At 58.0% G+C, this 16,177-nt stretch carries 12 protein-coding genes and 1 riboswitch; of the genes, 7 read left to right on the top strand and 5 right to left on the bottom strand.

Going from position 1 to position 16,177, the window contains the following annotated elements; all coding sequences use genetic code 11:
• Window positions 1–59: 59 nt before the first annotated feature.
• Window positions 60–2,633: a CAP domain-containing protein gene (locus ACSYSO_RS00770; protein WP_491701808.1), complete on the top strand. Its 2,574-nt coding sequence runs from the start codon at window positions 60–62 to the stop codon at window positions 2,631–2,633.
• Window positions 2,634–2,724: 91 nt separating this feature from the next.
• Here ACSYSO_RS00770 and ACSYSO_RS00765 read toward each other — a convergent pair whose 3' ends face one another.
• The 3 genes from ACSYSO_RS00765 to ACSYSO_RS00755 all read right to left on the bottom strand — a co-directional run bounded on the left by ACSYSO_RS00765 (window position 2,725) and on the right by ACSYSO_RS00755 (window position 5,662).
• Window positions 2,725–3,207 (bottom strand): Dps family protein, encoded by a 483-nt coding sequence (locus ACSYSO_RS00765; RefSeq protein WP_489760532.1) that lies wholly within the window; start codon window positions 3,205–3,207, stop codon window positions 2,725–2,727.
• Window positions 3,208–3,434: 227 nt separating this feature from the next.
• Window positions 3,435–4,787 carry a hemolysin family protein gene (locus tag ACSYSO_RS00760; protein ID WP_489760496.1) on the bottom strand — a complete coding sequence of 451 codons (1,353 nt, stop codon included), beginning with the start codon at window positions 4,785–4,787 and terminating at the stop codon, window positions 3,435–3,437.
• Window positions 4,788–4,951: 164 nt separating this feature from the next.
• Window positions 4,952–5,662, bottom strand: coding sequence for a carbonic anhydrase (locus ACSYSO_RS00755; RefSeq protein WP_489760497.1), 711 nt, complete (start codon window positions 5,660–5,662; stop codon window positions 4,952–4,954).
• Between the two features lie 352 nt (window positions 5,663–6,014).
• Between ACSYSO_RS00755 and ACSYSO_RS00750 the strand changes: the two genes are divergently transcribed.
• The 6 genes from ACSYSO_RS00750 (at window position 6,015) to ACSYSO_RS00725 (ending at window position 12,704) form a co-directional block, all read left to right on the top strand.
• The gene (locus tag ACSYSO_RS00750) at window positions 6,015–6,578 is read left to right on the top strand and encodes a redoxin domain-containing protein (RefSeq protein WP_489760498.1); all 564 of its coding nucleotides are present in this window, start codon (window positions 6,015–6,017) and stop codon (window positions 6,576–6,578) included.
• 401 nt (window positions 6,579–6,979) lie between these two features.
• Window positions 6,980–8,896: an FAD-dependent oxidoreductase gene (locus tag ACSYSO_RS00745; RefSeq protein WP_489760499.1), complete on the top strand. Its 1,917-nt coding sequence runs from the start codon at window positions 6,980–6,982 to the stop codon at window positions 8,894–8,896.
• A gap of 236 nt (window positions 8,897–9,132) precedes the next feature.
• Window positions 9,133–9,194: riboswitch (guanidine-III (ykkC-III) riboswitch) on the top strand.
• 10 nt (window positions 9,195–9,204) lie between these two features.
• Entirely contained in the window at window positions 9,205–9,522 is a 318-nt protein-coding gene (locus tag ACSYSO_RS00740; protein ID WP_489760500.1) for a DMT family transporter, read from the top strand.
• Between the two features lie 17 nt (window positions 9,523–9,539).
• Complete coding sequence (locus tag ACSYSO_RS00735) at window positions 9,540–10,118, top strand: GNAT family N-acetyltransferase (RefSeq protein WP_489760501.1); 579 nt, start codon at window positions 9,540–9,542, stop codon at window positions 10,116–10,118.
• Between the two features lie 271 nt (window positions 10,119–10,389).
• Window positions 10,390–11,364 (top strand): alpha/beta hydrolase, encoded by a 975-nt coding sequence (locus ACSYSO_RS00730; protein WP_489760502.1) that lies wholly within the window; start codon window positions 10,390–10,392, stop codon window positions 11,362–11,364.
• Between the two features lie 170 nt (window positions 11,365–11,534).
• Window positions 11,535–12,704, top strand: coding sequence for an ATP-binding protein (locus ACSYSO_RS00725; protein ID WP_491701807.1), 1,170 nt, complete (start codon window positions 11,535–11,537; stop codon window positions 12,702–12,704).
• Between the two features lie 335 nt (window positions 12,705–13,039).
• Here ACSYSO_RS00725 and gdhA read toward each other — a convergent pair whose 3' ends face one another.
• Together gdhA and ACSYSO_RS00715 are read right to left on the bottom strand one after the other, a co-directional pair.
• Window positions 13,040–14,386 (bottom strand): NADP-specific glutamate dehydrogenase, encoded by a 1,347-nt coding sequence (gene gdhA / locus ACSYSO_RS00720; protein ID WP_489760504.1) that lies wholly within the window; start codon window positions 14,384–14,386, stop codon window positions 13,040–13,042.
• A 169-nt stretch (window positions 14,387–14,555) separates the two neighbouring features.
• On the bottom strand, window positions 14,556–15,707 hold the full coding sequence (locus tag ACSYSO_RS00715; protein WP_491701806.1) for a virulence RhuM family protein: 1,152 nt from the start codon (window positions 15,705–15,707) through the stop codon (window positions 14,556–14,558).
• Window positions 15,708–16,177 lie beyond the last annotated feature (470 nt).

The following is a 16,177-nucleotide window of genomic DNA, read 5'->3' as shown; positions in this document are numbered from 1 at the left end:
GTGATGTCTGTCACATATCATAAACTAGGCGAGCCCATTCCCTAGAGATTGAGAAGACTATGGCCATTACCACCAATGCGACCATCGCCGCCACTGTAGCAGCCGCGCTCACCGCCCCAGCCACCGCAGCAGTTGACGCCACCACGCTCGTGCGCGCAGCAGACGAAACCACCCAAGGCAGCATCACCGAGAACATGACGCGTTCCAAGCTGGAGGAAGCCCAAGCAGCAGCAGACAAGGCTGCCAAAGAACTCGCCGCCGCGCAAACTGCACTTGACGGAGCCACCGCCGACAAAACCGCTGCGGGAAAGCGGTTTGATGAGGCCGCCAAGCAGCTCGCCACCGCCAAAGACAAGGTGACCACCGAACAAAGCAACGTAGCTGACGCACAAGATAAGGTAGCCAGCGCACAAGCCGACGTAGAAGACGCGCAAAACGAACAAGACAACGCCAATGCCGCACTGGCAGCCGTTCCGTCCAAAGAACAGGCGCAAAAGAACGTTGACGACGCCACTGACGCCAAGCAGGATGCCAACACCAAATTCGAAGCCGCCAAGAGCACCCGGAATGCGGCAAAAACCGCAGCTGACACCGCAGACAGCGACTTCGCCAACGCCAAGACCCAACGTGACGGCGCCAAAAACGACGTGGCCGCCGCCACCAAAAAAGTCAACGACCTCTCCGGCGTTCCCGACACCACTGAAGGCGCACGAACCGCACTGGCCAAGGCACAACAAGCCTCTGCCGCCGCCCGCAGCGACCTGACCGCCAAGCAGGCGGAAGCCGAGAACAAAAAGGCGGCCATCGCCACCGCGCAGGCAGCAGTTGATTCAGCCAAAGCCGCACAAGCCACAGCCGACCAAAACGCCGCCGATAAGAAGGCCTATGCAGACAGTGTGCCGGAGTTGCGCAACCAAGGTGCCAAAGCGTTCTTTGAAAGCCGCGGATCGACCGCAGCCATGAAAGTGCTCGATATCGGTGAAGCCGACGGCATCATTACGTACGGGGATCCCAAATCAACGGTTTCCCTCGAAAACATGAAACGAGCGTTGCCGTTTATGAAGGAATGCAACGATCTGCGCATCAAGGACGGACTGCCCCCCCTACGGGTCAGCGACGACCTGATGGCAGTGGCAGAAGTGCAGACGCAGTGGGCATCCCGCACCCCCGGAGGCCAGCACAAACTGCAATGGAATACCGCGGAGAATCTGGGCTGGGGATACTCCCGCACAGATCCGTTCACGGCATGGTACGACACCGAAAAAGAGTACTTCGAGAACAATGACTGCAAGCCAAACGGGACAAAGGCGTGCGGGCATTATTACAACATCATCGATACGACATACTATTACACCGGCTTTGCCATATCTACAAGCCCCAACGGTGGAGGATCGATTACCCACGGGCAGGAATTCGCCCCAGATGCCGAAGTGATGGAGCGGCCGGGATACGTCCCGCCCGCAAACAACACAGGCACAGCCAGCACTAGGCAAGCTGGCTTCCCGAACACCAAAGAAGAGGACTACGACACCTATGTCGCGTCCTTCAACGCGTACGTCAACAAACTTGATTCAGCGGACGCCGTGGCACAGCAGGCACAAGCAGCGGCACAGAGCGCAGCCGATGCGGTCACTCAGGCCCAGACAGCCTATAACCAGGTAGTTGCCGCAGCCGATGCAGCCCAGACCGCGGTGACCGATGCGCAGGCCAAGGTGACGCAAACCAACAACGCCGAGGCCTCAGCACAGGCGGCGTACAACACTGCGCTGGCTTCAGCCACACAGCAGGCTCGCGAGTTGGCGGCGGCCAAGGACGCCCTGACCGAAAAGCAAGACGCGCTCACCCTCGCCGAGAAAAACGCGGCCAATACCCAAAGCGCTGCAGAGATAGCCCGGCAGACGCTCGCTAGTGCCGAAACTGCGCTTACCGCAGCGCAGAAGGCACTGGATACGGCGACGAAAAATCTCACCACCATGCAGAACATCGCCACGAATCTGCCTACGGTGCTCGCCGAGGCACAGAAGCGCGTGGAACAAGCCGGCGTCAGCCTAGGTACCATGCAGAAGCAGCTGGATGCCACACAGCAGGATCTGACTGCAGCCCAGGCAACTTTGACCAGCGCCGAGCAGAAGGTGACAGACGCCGAAAAGGCCGTAGCCGAAGCGCAGGCAGACGTTGACAACGCTGCCGCCGCGCTTACCGCAGCACAGGGTGCTTTCAACGCAGCAAAGAAAGCCAACGATACGGCGCAAATGCAGCTCACCGTAGAGCAGGCAGCCGCAAATTCCGGGACCGAGTCCGGAGACGGTTCTGGTTCTGGGTCGAATTCTGGTTCCGGAGCCGGGTCGGGTTCTGGTTCAGATCCTTCACAAAAGCCCGGCGGCTCAAACGTAGAAACAGCGGCCAACAAGCCGAAACCTAGCGATTCCAAGCAAAATGATCCTGCTCAGAACAGCGCAGCAAACACTACTAAGCCGAGTGACCCAGCAGACCCGAAAGCGGCTCCCCAAGCCGCCGATCCGCAGCTAGCCGAGACCGGAACCGCACTGCCCGTAGCACTGTTGGCAGCGGCAGCACTTGCAGGTGCGGGTGCCGTGCTCATCAAAGCAGCTCAAGGCAAGAAGCGCTTCTAAAACTGCAAGGGGGCAGCGGCGACGCCAACGCGATAACCGCTGCCCCCTTGCAGCCCACAGATCAGCCACACAGGCCAACCCCTCGGACCAACTACTTGATGAGGTGGCTGTTCATGAACCAGTTGAAGTGCTCCAGCTCCTGCACGTGGTCCTGAATGATGTTCGAGCTGATGATGTCGAGCTCATCCAGTTCCTTGATGGCCTCGCGCTCAGCCACAATGAACTCAGCATAATAGTCGATGAGCGCCTTGAGGTAGTCCTGGGTGTTCTGGCGCCCCTTGAGCTCAAACGGCGTCCAATCGCGCTGCGAGAGGATGAAATCGGGACCACCCTCGGCGCTGCCGCCCAAAGTAGCGATGCGTTCGGCGGTCTCGTCGGACATGTTGCGCACCGAATCCACCTCGGGGTCAATCATCTCGTGCACACTGATAAACTCAGGGCCGGCCACGTTCCAGTGAGCGTGCTTGAGTACCAGTGCGGACTCCTCCTCGTGCGCCAGGCACTTGAGCAGCACCTTGACGGTCTTGTCGGATGTGGCCTCGTCCAAGCCGGGATTCAAAAACTTATCTACCATGATGGTTCCTTTCGTGAAGTCATTCATGTACCACTCCTTAGTCTAGTGTCTTGCCAAAGAGAATGAAAGCCAGCACCATTCTTAGCCGTGAGCCCAATCACAATGTCCGCCCAACAAACCGACAGTTGTGTGCTATACACACGACAGTTACCACCGCCCCTGATGCCGTGTTCCCACGCGCCCAGTGCAGATACCCCGCAGCCGCCGGCACTGCGGCGGCACCAAATCTACGCCGTTGCCCTACCCTCAGCAGACTCCTCACCAGCGTCAGCACCAGTTCCGTCATCGCCGCTTTTGCGTACTTCGAGCGTCTCGATGCGCCGACCGTCCACCTGCGTCACCGTCATGTCGTAGCCATCGTCAGAATGCAGCACATCGCCCTGTTCCCCCATCTTGCCGGTGCGCGCCAAGAAATACCCGGCCACCGTCTCGTACGGCCCGTCCTCCAGCTCAATGCCGGTCAGATCGGCAAAGTCCTCAATGGTCATGCCGCCCTCAATCGTGGCCACACCATTGACGAACACCGGCTCGCCCTGCGTGCGCTCCCCGCCCGGCTCATCGGGCAGATCGTACTCGTCGCGAATATCCCCCACCAATTCCTCGGTCATGTCTTCCAACGTCACAATGCCGTCGGTACCGCCATACTCGTCAATCACCACAGCAAGATGCACTCCGCTCTTGCGCAGCAGCTCCAGGCTCGGCAGCAACTTGGACGTGCCGGGTAGAGAGATGCCGGGGCGCACCACGTCAGCCACCGTGCGCGCCTTCGGGTCGCGAATATCGAGCAGGTCACGCACGTGCACAAAGCCGAGCACATCGTCGAAATCCTTGCCGGTGACCGGGTACCGCGAGTATGGCATTTCGCGCACATAAGCCGCCGCATCGGCAAGCGTTTGCGCCCCATCAAGGAAAATCACGTCGGCGCGGGGGCGCATCACTTCGGCCACAATAGTGCCGGATGCGTCGAACACATCGTCAAGAATCGTTCTCTCGTCAGGGCTGAGCCGAGAATTGGAATCCACCAACACGCGCAGCTCGTCGTCGCTCACCTCGCTGGCAGTCTCGTTCGGATCAAAGCCCAAGAGCCTCACCAAACCGTTCGTACACTTGGCGATGGCCCAGATAATAGGGCGGCACACTTTGGCAAACACGTCGATGGCCGGCACCACCGCGCGGGCGATCTGCTCGGTGCGCTGCATGGCGATGCGTTTGGGAACCATCTCGGAGATGACAATGGAGAAGAAGGAGATAACAAGCGTGAGCACAATGGTGGTCAGGGGGGCCGCCACACGAGCCGGCACACCCCAGCTTTCCACCACGGGCACCACAAACGGCGAGATCGACGATTCCCCGAACGAGGCGGACAGGAAGCCGGAAAGCGTCACACCGATTTGCACAGTGGACAGGAATGTGTTGGGGTCGCGGGCGATTTTCGCCACCCTGGCTCCTCGTGCGTCCTGCGCCTCCATCTGGTCGAGCTGGGAGCCACGCAAGCTCACCAAAGCCAGCTCGGTGCCGGAGAACACCGACCCAAGCACCAGAAAGACGAAAATCAGCAGTATGTTAAGCCAAAGCGACATGTCTCCAGTCTATCGGCGCATGCGGATGGCGGAATAAGGAGCCGGCGATATGCCGGTAGAGAAGCCCCTCAAAGGCATCAAGTCAACCTGAAGAGGCCGGCAATGCCGTATCGGACCGCCAGCGAGCACCAAAGTTGGGCGAACATGGGAGCCTTGCCACGCTCTTAGAACGAGAGAACCTCAACCTTGCCTGACGTGAGCAGATACCGAGCTCCGACGATGGCGACACGCCCTGCTCCCAAAGCCTGTGCTATTACCGCCGAACCGTCGACCAATTCTTCGATGGTGCGCGCAATATGAACACGCTCGAAGTCGTCCGCACTCTCCAGGTCGGCCTCGCGCGCCTGCTGCACAGAGGCCCCCACGGAACGCACTACGATGGACTGCGACTGGGCAATGAGCTCGCTCAGCTGCTCGTCACGTTCTGCAACGTCACCGTTCAGCGACGCTTCCAGCTTGCCCAAAGCTTCAACGGCCGAAGCCACGGCCCCGCAGTGTTCATGCCCAAGCACCACGATAAGGCTTACGCCTAAGTGATCCACGGCATATTCGAGCGAGGCCACGACTGCCGCGTCAATCATCTGCCCGGCAGTGCGCACGGTGAACATGTCGCCAAAGCCTTGGTCGAAGATCAGCTCGGGAACCTCACGCGAATCAGAGCAGCAGAGCACCGCCGCTTGTGGATGCTGCCCCGCTGCCAAGGCCTCTCGCGTCTGCGCATCTTGGTGAGGGTGAGTGGACGCTCCGGACGCGAAGCGCGCGTTACCTTCCAGCAGGCGGTTCCAGACGGCGTTGGCAGCTGGCTCTTTGGCGGCTGATTCGCTGGCGGCTGATTCGTTGCCGTTACTGTGTTCTGCCACATCGATGCCAGTCATGCTGTCCCTCCGCTCTGAAGCTGCGACTCCACTATCTCTATGAGCACTATATCGCTTTGCGTTGTCTTGAAACCGAAAACCTGGGTGCGCAAACGACCTCATAAAAGCGCTTACTGCTATCAGCCGTTGCGGCGTTACCAGCGTTACGGCGTTACCATCATTACGGCGTTCCTGCCGCAAATTCGTTCCTGCTCTGCTAATTTGTTCACATCGTTAAAGTGTGAGCAGCGATACACCTTTCACCTCTAACTATTTATGACACTTCGCGATAGCATGGATGAGGGTCGCGCTACGGCTATGCAGCGGCACAAATACGAATCTGTGTATGTAAACGAAAGACAAGGAAAACGCTATGACAATGCTCCAGCACGAGGTGACGGACTTCACGGCCAACATCTACCAGAACAATGAGTTCAGCAAGCTCACCAAAGAAGACCTGCTCGGCCACTGGTCACTCATCTTCTTCTACCCCAACGATTTCAGCTTCGTGTGCCCCACCGAGCTCGAGGATCTCGCGGATCACTACGAGGAGTTCAAGGCAGCAGGCTGCGAGATCTACGGCGTCTCCCACGACACCGAGTTCGTGCACAAGGCGTGGCACGAGGCCAACGACAAGATTGCAAAGATTCAGTTCCCGATGGTGGCCGACCCCACCAACCGCCTCTCACGCGACCTCGACAGCTACGATGAGGAGAACGGCCAGGCCGAGCGCGGCGACTTCATCATCAGCCCCGAGGGCAAGGTCGTAGCCTACGAGGTCATCTCCTCCAACGTGGGCCGCAACGCAGAAGAAATCCTGCGCCGCGTGCAGGCCAGCCAGTTCGTGTACGAGCACGGCGATGAAGTCTGCCCCGCAAAGTGGACCCCGGGCGACGAAACCATCGAGCCGAGCCTGGACCTCGTCGGCCAGCTCTGATCTGCTCAATCTCATCTCACCACTCTGATCTGATTGCTTTGATTCGGACTGATCTCGTCTGATTACCTTGATCTCATCACTCTGGTCACTCTGGTTTCAGCGGCTTGTGATCGAAATGTACCCATTTTGTTGCCCAAGAGAGGGAATCGGGTACATTTCGATTACAAAAGTGCCATTTCCTGGCCGAAATGTACCCCAATCCGAGTCCGGAAGCACTGTTTAGGTACGTTTCGGCCATTACGGCTCGGAAACCGAGACTCAGGAACAGAACTAAGCCGGGGTTAAGGGTTGGATCAGCACGTTGAGCCAGTTAGTCGGCACGGTCGATGAACCGACACCTAGATTGGTCACTCTGCCGACACACGTGCGGCTAGGCAATCGCAAGAAGAAGTTAGGACAACATGAAGCAGCAAGACGATTTATATGATGTGGTGGTCATCGGCGGAGGGCCTGCGGGGCTTACTGCCGGGCTCTACCTGGCCCGCGCCCGATACCGCGTGCTCATTCTTGAGAAAGAGGACTTCGGCGGGCAGATCACCATCACTTCCGAAGTGGTGAACTACCCGGGCGTAGCCTCCACTGATGGCAAGGCGCTCACGGAGACCATGCGCCAGCAGGCTGAGGATTTCGGCGCCGAATTCAAGGCCGCCGAAGCTTCCGGGCTTGAGGTGGACGGCGACATCAAAACCGTGCACACCGACCGCGGCGACATCCGCGCTTTCGGAGTGCTCATCGCCACCGGTGCCAACCCGCGCAAGCTCGGATTCCAAGGCGAAGCGGAGTTTGCCGGCCGAGGCATCTCATACTGCGCCACCTGCGACGGCGAGTTCTTCAACGGTATGGAAGTGCTGGTGGTTGGCGGCGGTTTCTCCGCGGCCGAAGAGTCGGTGTTCCTCACCAAATACGCGTCGAAAGTGACGATTCTGGTGCGCGGCGACGACTTTACCTGCGACGCTTCGGTGAGCGAAGAAGCCAAACGCAATCCCAAGATCGAGATTCACTACAATACCGAGCTCAAGGCTGTTGCTGCCGGCCAGGGCGGACTGTCCGAGGCCACGATTGTGGACCGCAAAACCGGTACGGAATCGGTGTGGAAACCTGCGGAAGGCGGCCCGTTCGGCGTGTTCGTGTTCGCTGGGTATGTGCCGCAGACCGACATGCTCAAGGGCATCGTGGAACTGGATGAGCACGGATATGTGGTGACGCACGAATATTTGCAGACTTCGGTGCCGGGCGTGTATGCGGCCGGCGACTTGCGCGAGAAGAACCTGCGACAGGTGGTCACCGCTGTTTCCGATGGCGCTGTGGCCGCGGTGGAGCTGGAACGCTACGCCAAAGATATGAGCGAGAAGACCGGTTTAATGCCCCCTCGCCCAACCACGTCCGCGTATGAGCAGCGGGAAGCGGATAAAGCCGCCGCATCGGCCAGTGCCGCTGCAGGTGCGTCGGTTTCGGGCGCTGCCGGCGCATCTTCCGCGACCACCTCATCCACCTCCTCGGCTGCATCCGACCGGTCTTCTCAGACTGCTCGATCCGGCAAAGCGTCAGGATTCTTCAACGATGCCATCGTCAAGCAGCTGAATATGGTCTTCGGCAAGATGAGCGAACCGCTGGTGCTGCAGTTGGAACTTGACGGCACCCCGCTCTCGCGCGAGCTGGAAGGATTCATCGGTGAGCTGGTCGAGCTAAGCGGCGGAAAGCTGAGCAGCGTAGTCTCGGACGGCATTGCGGATAACGGCACTGAAACCACTGGCACCGCTGGCGACTCTCACGTTGCCGCGAACGCTCATGCTGCATCGCAGGACGCAACCGGCAAAGCCGTCTATGACCCAGCTGAGTCCATGCCCACAGCTCGCCCGTGCGTGCGCATGTGCAAGGTCGGCGCGAACGGCGAACCGGTACCCACCGGTCTGGCGTTCCACGGTGTGCCCAGCGGTCACGAGTTCAACTCGTTCGTGCTCGGCCTCTATAACGCCGCCGGCCCCGGCCAAGGTGTCGATACCGACAGCACTGCGCGCATCAGCGCCATCAGCAGTGGCGACGCAGAACGTACGGAAATCATGGTCCTGGTCTCGCTGACCTGCACCATGTGCCCCACCACCGTGCTCTCCGCCCAGCGCATTGCGGCCGGCAATGAGAAGGTCACTGCCGAAGCATACGACATCTCGCACTACCCGGATTTGCAAAGCCAGTACAACGCCATGAGTGTGCCGTGCATCGTTGTCAACAAGACCGATGCCGCAGGCAACACCAGCCAGAAAGTGGAGTTCGGCAAGAAAACCGTGCCCCAGATGCTCGATCTCATCGAGCAGGCGTAGGCGATGGGCAAGCCCTGATCTGCGTCATTTCGTTCCCTGAGTACTTTGTGAGGAATTTTCGAGAATAGTATTTCAGGAATCGTTGGAAATCCGCCATTCTCTGTTTTGGTTGCTCTAGAAATTCTCCCAAAAGTACTCACGGAACGAAAATCAGGCCAGATAGGGCTTGCTCAAATGAGGGGGTGTGCTTGCCGGACTTTTTATTCCCGGCAAGCACACCTCCTGCTATGCTCAACGGTAAGGCCCGAGCGGGTCTCCGGACGATGCCAAGTACCCGGTGCGCGACAAGACTTGCCAAGGGGAACGCTATGGTTTCGTGGGTTGTGTTGGTCATGTCGGGGATGTGCGAGGCAGTGTGGGCCACTGCGCTGGGGAAATCTGAAGGCCTCACCAAACTGCTGCCGAGTATCGTGTTCGTGGTGGGAATCCTGGCTAGTATGGGCGGTCTGGCGTATGCCATGCGCACGATTCCGACCAGCACAGCATACGCGGTTTGGACTGGCATCGGTGCCGCATTAACCACCGCTTACGCCATGATTACGCGCGCAGAACCGGTCTCACTGGCCCGCATCATCCTAATTGCCATCCTGGTGGCCTGCGTGGTCGGGCTGAACACGGTGCACTAACCCCGGAGGATATCAACATGAACACTACGGCCGCAAACAGCACAACCCGCACACCGAGCGGCACCACGTACCGTCTATGCACCACCGACAATACTGATCTGCTCTGCCGCATGGGCGCCAGCACCTTCCGTGACACTTTCGCCGTGTGCACAGCAGACGACGATATGGAACGCTATCTTGCCGAGGATTTCAACCACGACCGAATCGCATCAGAACTGCGACGCGCCGACTCGACCTTCTACTTGGCGAGCGTCGATGATCAGCCGGCCGGATATCTGAAAATCAATGTGGGAGAGGCGCAAACCGAGCCGATGGGCAGCGAGTTCCTGGAAGTGCAACGCTTGTACGTTCTCCCGGAATTCAAACGGCACGGCATGGGGTCCGAGTTCATTCGCATCGCGTTTCGTAACGCTGAAGAGCGAGGCCTGCACCAGGTCTGGCTGGGCGTGTGGGAAGGTAACAAGCCGGCGCAAGCGCTCTACTCCCGCATGGGTTTCAGCTTCTTTTCCAGTCATACGTTCCAGGTCGGTTCGGACCCACAGACCGACCTGATAATGAAAACCGACTTGAACACGAACCACGCTTGGCGGCAGTAAGGATCGACCCCTGCCACCAGCGAACCGAACCGCTTCTGCCAACACCGCTAGCCCGCCGATGAACACCCCCTAGGTGTTCCAGTCAATATGCGTTCTGTTCGAGACGCGTTCTGAGCAAGACGCGTTCTGAGCAATATGCATCCCAGCCAACGTGCGTTCCAATCAAGACACGTTCCAGTCAAGACACGTTCTGATCAATACGCATTCCGCGCAAAAGAGACAGCCGATACCCGCACGCACCGGACGCGATACTATAGCAGCGGAGGGGCCTATGGAGCATGTTCACGCACACCGGCGCAGACGCGGTGCCGCCCTAGTGAAGATTGCCGTCAGCATTGCAATCGGCCTAGTCATCGCTCTGATACTCGGCCCAGTAGTGTGGCCTGCCAGCGTGCGGCGCGACGGGCAGACCGGCACCGCGCAAACTCAGACGAACTCAGACGGCGCAGGCAGCAACGGCGGTGCACACCCCGGCGCCACTGATCCCAACAACCGGTCTACCAGCATTCCCACGCTCTACTTGCACGGCTACCACGGCGGGCATGTCAGCACCGACAGCATGATCGCCTACGCGCAAGAGCACGATGACGCCACGAAAGTGCTCACCGCCACCGTCTCCCCGGCAGGAGAGGTGAGCCTTGCCGGCGACTGGCGCAGCGATGCCAAACGACCGCTCATCCAAGTGCTGTTCGACGACAATACCAACACCGATTACGCCGCCACCAGCGAATGGGTTCACAACGTTCTGGTAACCCTGCAACAGCGCTACCGCATTACGCAATACAACACCGTGGCGCATTCGATGGGCAATCTCGTAGCAATGTACTACCAAGTGCAATATGGGCAAGACCCAAGCCTGCCGAAGTTGCGGCGGCAGGTCAATCTCGCCGGTAACTTCGACGGGATCATCGGAGCTGACGATGCGCCCAACATGAACCAGATTCGCGCCGACGGCTCCCCCAGCTACCAAAACCAGCATTTCCGCTACCTACTCACCCACCGAGCAGGCTACCCCAGCGGCGTGCACGTGCTCAACATGTACGGCAACCTGGACGACGGCACCAACTGTGACAACAATATTTCGGTGGCCTCGGCGCGCTCGCTCGGCTACATTCTGCGCGGCGAAACCGCAAGCTACCGCGAGGTCGAGGTGCACGGCGCGATGGCCCAACACAGCAAGCTGCACGAGAATCCCAAAGTCACCGCGCAAATCGACGATTTTCTGTGGGGCAGCACCGAAAAGTAACGAAATGCGCCGCGCAATTGGCAGCGTGATACATTGGCGGCCTGCCTACTGATGAATTATCGGAGCACCTACTGATGAATTATCGCGATTCCTACTGATGAATTTGCAGGACTGCTACTGATGAATTATTATAGATTCTACTGATGAATTATTATAGAAGGGAGACCGCAATGATTTCGCGTACCTTGGCGAGCCAATTCTCCGATATGCTTTCATGGTTTCCCGTCCTTTCGCTCACCGGCCCGAGGCAAAGCGGCAAGTCCACACTGCTACGCGCCGCGCTCCCTGACTTCGAATATCTCAATCTTGAAGATAGAGCGACGCGAACCAGCGCGCTCGAAGATCCAGTCGGTTTTTTGCGTTTGCGCAGCGACCACCTCATTATCGACGAAGCACAATACGCCCCCGAATTATTTTCCCAGATCCAAATCGAGGCTGACGCGCGGGCGACAATGGGACAATACGTGATTTCCGGTTCGCAGAATTTCCTGATGCTCAAAAACGTCAAGCAGTCTTTGGCGGGGCGTGTGGGCATGTTACGCCTGCTGCCGCTTTCGTTCAACGAGGCGCAGGAAGCCAGGCCCGAGCTCACCGTTGACGATTTCATGTTCCGCGGCGGATACCCTCACCTGTACGACAGCAGCATGCCGGCGAACATTTTCTATCGCAACTACCTCGATACCTACGTTAGGCGCGACGTCACTGAATACCTAGATGTGCGCAACGGCAGCGAATTCACCCGCTTTGTCGGCTTGTGCGCCCAGAGTGCGGGGAACTTGCTAAATCTGAGCTCGCTGGCTCGTGACACAGGCATCACTTTTAATACCGCCAAGCAATGGCTCTCGATTCTCGAAAGCAGTTTCATTGTGTTCCTCCTGCAGCCCTACCATTCCAACGCGCGAGCACGCTTGACGAAGACACCGAAGCTGTACTTTTACGATACAGGCCTGCTGAACTTCCTACTCGGAATTTACTCAATCCAAGACTTACGTAGCAACCCTAAGCTCGGCGATATCTTCGAAAATCTTATTATCGCCGAAACTATGAAACGCTATAAAAATGCGAATGCGGACGACAAGCTGTATTTCTATCGCGACACCAAACAAGCGGAGATTGATTTGGTTGACATCTCCGATCGTCGTGCTCCGGAACTGATTGAAATCAAATCGGGTTTAACGCCAAGGCCGGATGCATTCAGACACCTAGCAAACGTTGGCACAGAGATGGACATTCCCCAAGATCGCAGAACCGTAGTGTACCGAGGAAGCGAAGAGTTCAGCACAAAGAACGGCCGTTTCTTGCCGGCCAGCGAGTATTTACGCAACGGGCTGGGGCGGTAGGTCCGTTCGCCGTGTATCGCGAATGGAAACCGCAGCAGAACGACACGAGTGCAAGGACATACACACCGAGCTGTGGCTAAGCCGTCTGACTGAGTTCTGCGAGTAAAGCGCTGGTCCAGTTGCACAACTGTGTCTTTGTTCTGACTCTGAGTCATGATAGCGATGGAAGTAGCGACGCCGCCGTGGTCAACATTGAGGAAGTAGTTGTAGGAATTCTGCAGTCGTTGACGACTTTTATCATCTTAGGATATACGCATGGCGAGCAAACAATCGTAGACGTTTACCATGCGGGCGGGCATAGCTTGCCTCTGCCATGTCCGCCCGCACTGCCCGCGCTACAGCACACCTTGAGCCACCATCGCGTCGGCAACTTTGACGAAACCTGCCGCGTTGGCACCGAGCATGAGATCACCCTCGGAACCATACTCCTTGGCCGCCTCGAGCGATTTGGACACGATACCTTCCATGATTTCCTTGAGACGCGCGTCGGTTTCCTCAAACGTCCACGAAAGTCGGTACGAATTCTGGCTCATCTCCAAGCCTGAAACCGCCACACCACCGGCATTCGCCGCCTTTGCGGGGCCGAACAGCACACCTGCCTTGCGGTAGACCGCAATGGCTTCCACCGTGGAAGGCATGTTTGCTCCCTCGCATACCGCCTGGCAGCCGCCAGCCACGAGCGCCTGCGCGGCCGCCTCATCAATCTCATTCTGGGTAGCGCACGGCAAAGCGATGTCGCACGGAACGCTCCACACGCCGGCCGCTCCTTCGTGGTATTCGGCGCCCGGCACACGCTCGGCATACTCCTTGATCCGGCCGCGATGCCCCAGCTTGATGTCCTTCACCACGTCGAGGTCGATGCCGGCCGGATCGTAGACATACCCGTTGGAATCAGAGGCCGTAACAACCTTCGCGCCAAGCTCCTGCGCCTTTTCGGTCGCGAACACAGCCACATTGCCGGAACCGGAAACAACGACGGTCTTGCCTTGGAACGAGTCACCTTTCAGCACGCGCAACGCTTCGGCCGTGTAGTAGCACAGGCCGTAACCGGTAGCCTCGGTGCGCGCCAGCGAGCCGCCAAACTCCAAGCCCTTGCCGGTCAGCACGCCGGAATATTCGTCGCGGATCCGCTTGTACTGGCCGAACAGATATCCGATTTCACGGCCGCCGACGTTGATGTCTCCCGCGGGAATATCGGTGAACTGGCCGATATGACGGCTCAACTCCGTCATGAACGCTTGACAGAAACGCATCACCTCACCGTCGGAGCGACCGCGCGGGTCAAAATCAGAGCCACCCTTGGCACCACCCATCGGCAGCCCAGTGAGCGAATTCTTCAGAATCTGCTCGAATCCTAGGAACTTGACCACAGACTCGGTAACCGTGGGGTGGAAGCGAAGGCCGCCCTTATACGGGCCGATGGCGGAGTTGAACTGGACTCGATAGCCGCGGTTGACCTGCACCCGGCCCTCATCATCCACCCAGGCCACACGGAACTTGACGAGTCGTTCAGGTTCGACCAGGCGCTCCAGAATGCCGTTTCTCTCGTACTCCGGATGCGCTGCCACCACCGGCTCGAGGCTTTCGAAGACCTCACGCACGGCCTGCAGGAATTCAGGCTGGTCGCTATCGCGGCGCTCAGCCTGCGCGTAAACCTTATTTAGATATTCATGAGTGAACATGTATTCTCCTGTACGTTTTTGGCAAGTATTGACAGAACACAACCTGTACACCCGATGTACTGCCACAACGGGCGACGAATTCAGTCTATACGAGGCGTGCGGGAGAGAACGGTGGCGTCCCTACAGTTGGACATTGTCCGTAACGAGCCAACCGTCATCATCACTGTTGCTACAGTTGCTCCACGCGTTCAGCGAATTTGTCGAAGTCAGAACGTTGAGTTTTCTCAAACTCAGCAAATTCCGCGAGCGCCTTACTGTCCGCTTGTTTCTTGCTTACTTTGCCGCGGCCGGGCAACGACGAACTGCCGGTAAGCGCGATGTACTGGTCGCACAGCACCGCACAATCAGACATCGTCGTAATCGTGTGGTTGCGCACCCGCAGCTCCGCAGCGTCAAGGAAGCCCGAAACCAGCTGGTTGAGGTGGCTGATTTCCTCTTGCGAAAGGTAGTTTTTGGCTACTGTTACGTCGCGCGAGTGCACGCGGCCTTCCGGCGAGCCCTTCCAACTAGTCAACCCCATGTGCGGCTTACCTGCATCGGCGCGAGCGCGGATAATTTCGGCCGCCGTATGCCCGCTGACGGCGTAGTGGAAGCGGTTCTGTACGCTGGCGAAGAAGTCGCGCGCCGTGGGTGATTTCGGGTCATAGTCCACGCTGATATCTTGGAACAGGTCGGTGATTTTTTGGTAGAAGCGACGCTCGGATGCACGAATGTCGCGGATGCGATCGAGCAGCTCGTCGAAATAATCTTCGCCGAACGGCCGTCCGTTCTTCAGCATGGCGTCGTCGAGCACGAAACCTTTGATCACGAATTCCTTGAGCGTGGCCGTAGCCCACTGACGAAAGTGTGTGGCCTGCTTGCTGTTCACACGATAGCCGACGGCGATAATGGCATCGAGGTTGTAGAAGGAAATATCCCGCACAACCCTTCTGCCACCTTCGTTTTGAACTTGTTCAGAAATTGTACAAGTTGCGTCACGTTCAAGCTCACCCTCGTCATACACATTACGCAAATGCCGCGTAATTGTCTGCGGCGTCACCCCAAACAGCTCCGCCATCCCGCTTTGCGGCATCCAGAATGTCTCGTCTTGGTACCGTACCTGCACTGGCACATCCCGTCCGTCTTGCTTGTATAGCACAATCTCGGCCTGTGCTCCCTGCATGTCACTGTTGCCGCCCTCCGCGCCAGTGCTGCGCTTACTGTTATCAGCCACCTTAATCGCCTCCCATAATACTTTTGCACGTATCGATTCACCCGTCATACACATTCTAAAATGCTGCCTGCGCAAGCTTGGGCGGACATGTAAGTTTGCAGAATCCACTTCATTATGCTGCAACCGCAGACCGCAATCACATAGCGAAGCGATCCGATGGAACCGTTCGCGATATCTCCCGAAAGTGAATGAATTCAACCTCATATTTGAAACTCAAAACCGCATGCTTCCAAGGAAGAAACCTTCTGCCGCACAAAGCGCGCTCTCCACGAGCACGGCGACATGATGACGTGTCCAAGTATCCTACCGCCCTCACACAGGCATGATGAAACGACGCGCAAGTATTGCGGAGCACAAAGCACAGGCAGGAGAACGATGAAAAGTGCAATGACAGCGCAGGAAGCCAGCGAGCGCGGTGTGCAAACACTAACGAGCACAAGTGAACGTAAACGAACATCATCGAAACCCCGGAAAGCAACGAGAGGCGGCGCAGACGCCCCTGTCTCGTTGGAATACAGCAGCCACTCCCGTGCTGGACGCACATGGATACGCCCCGCTTGCTCCCCGTGACACCTATG

Source organism: Bifidobacterium sp. ESL1130 (assembly GCF_058507935.1).
This window is presented reverse-complemented; position numbering and strand designations above follow the sequence as displayed.

Coding starts and splice junctions, on each gene's coding strand:
- ACSYSO_RS00770 (WP_491701808.1), top strand. CDS start 60: ATGGCCATTACCACCAATGCGACCATCGCCGCCACTGTAGCAGCCGCG.
- ACSYSO_RS00765 (WP_489760532.1), bottom strand. CDS start 3,207: ATGGTAGATAAGTTTTTGAATCCCGGCTTGGACGAGGCCACATCCGAC.
- ACSYSO_RS00760 (WP_489760496.1), bottom strand. CDS start 4,787: ATGTCGCTTTGGCTTAACATACTGCTGATTTTCGTCTTTCTGGTGCTT.
- ACSYSO_RS00755 (WP_489760497.1), bottom strand. CDS start 5,662: ATGACTGGCATCGATGTGGCAGAACACAGTAACGGCAACGAATCAGCC.
- ACSYSO_RS00750 (WP_489760498.1), top strand. CDS start 6,015: ATGACAATGCTCCAGCACGAGGTGACGGACTTCACGGCCAACATCTAC.
- ACSYSO_RS00745 (WP_489760499.1), top strand. CDS start 6,980: ATGAAGCAGCAAGACGATTTATATGATGTGGTGGTCATCGGCGGAGGG.
- ACSYSO_RS00740 (WP_489760500.1), top strand. CDS start 9,205: ATGGTTTCGTGGGTTGTGTTGGTCATGTCGGGGATGTGCGAGGCAGTG.
- ACSYSO_RS00735 (WP_489760501.1), top strand. CDS start 9,540: ATGAACACTACGGCCGCAAACAGCACAACCCGCACACCGAGCGGCACC.
- ACSYSO_RS00730 (WP_489760502.1), top strand. CDS start 10,390: ATGGAGCATGTTCACGCACACCGGCGCAGACGCGGTGCCGCCCTAGTG.
- ACSYSO_RS00725 (WP_491701807.1), top strand. CDS start 11,535: ATGATTTCGCGTACCTTGGCGAGCCAATTCTCCGATATGCTTTCATGG.
- gdhA (WP_489760504.1), bottom strand. CDS start 14,386: ATGTTCACTCATGAATATCTAAATAAGGTTTACGCGCAGGCTGAGCGC.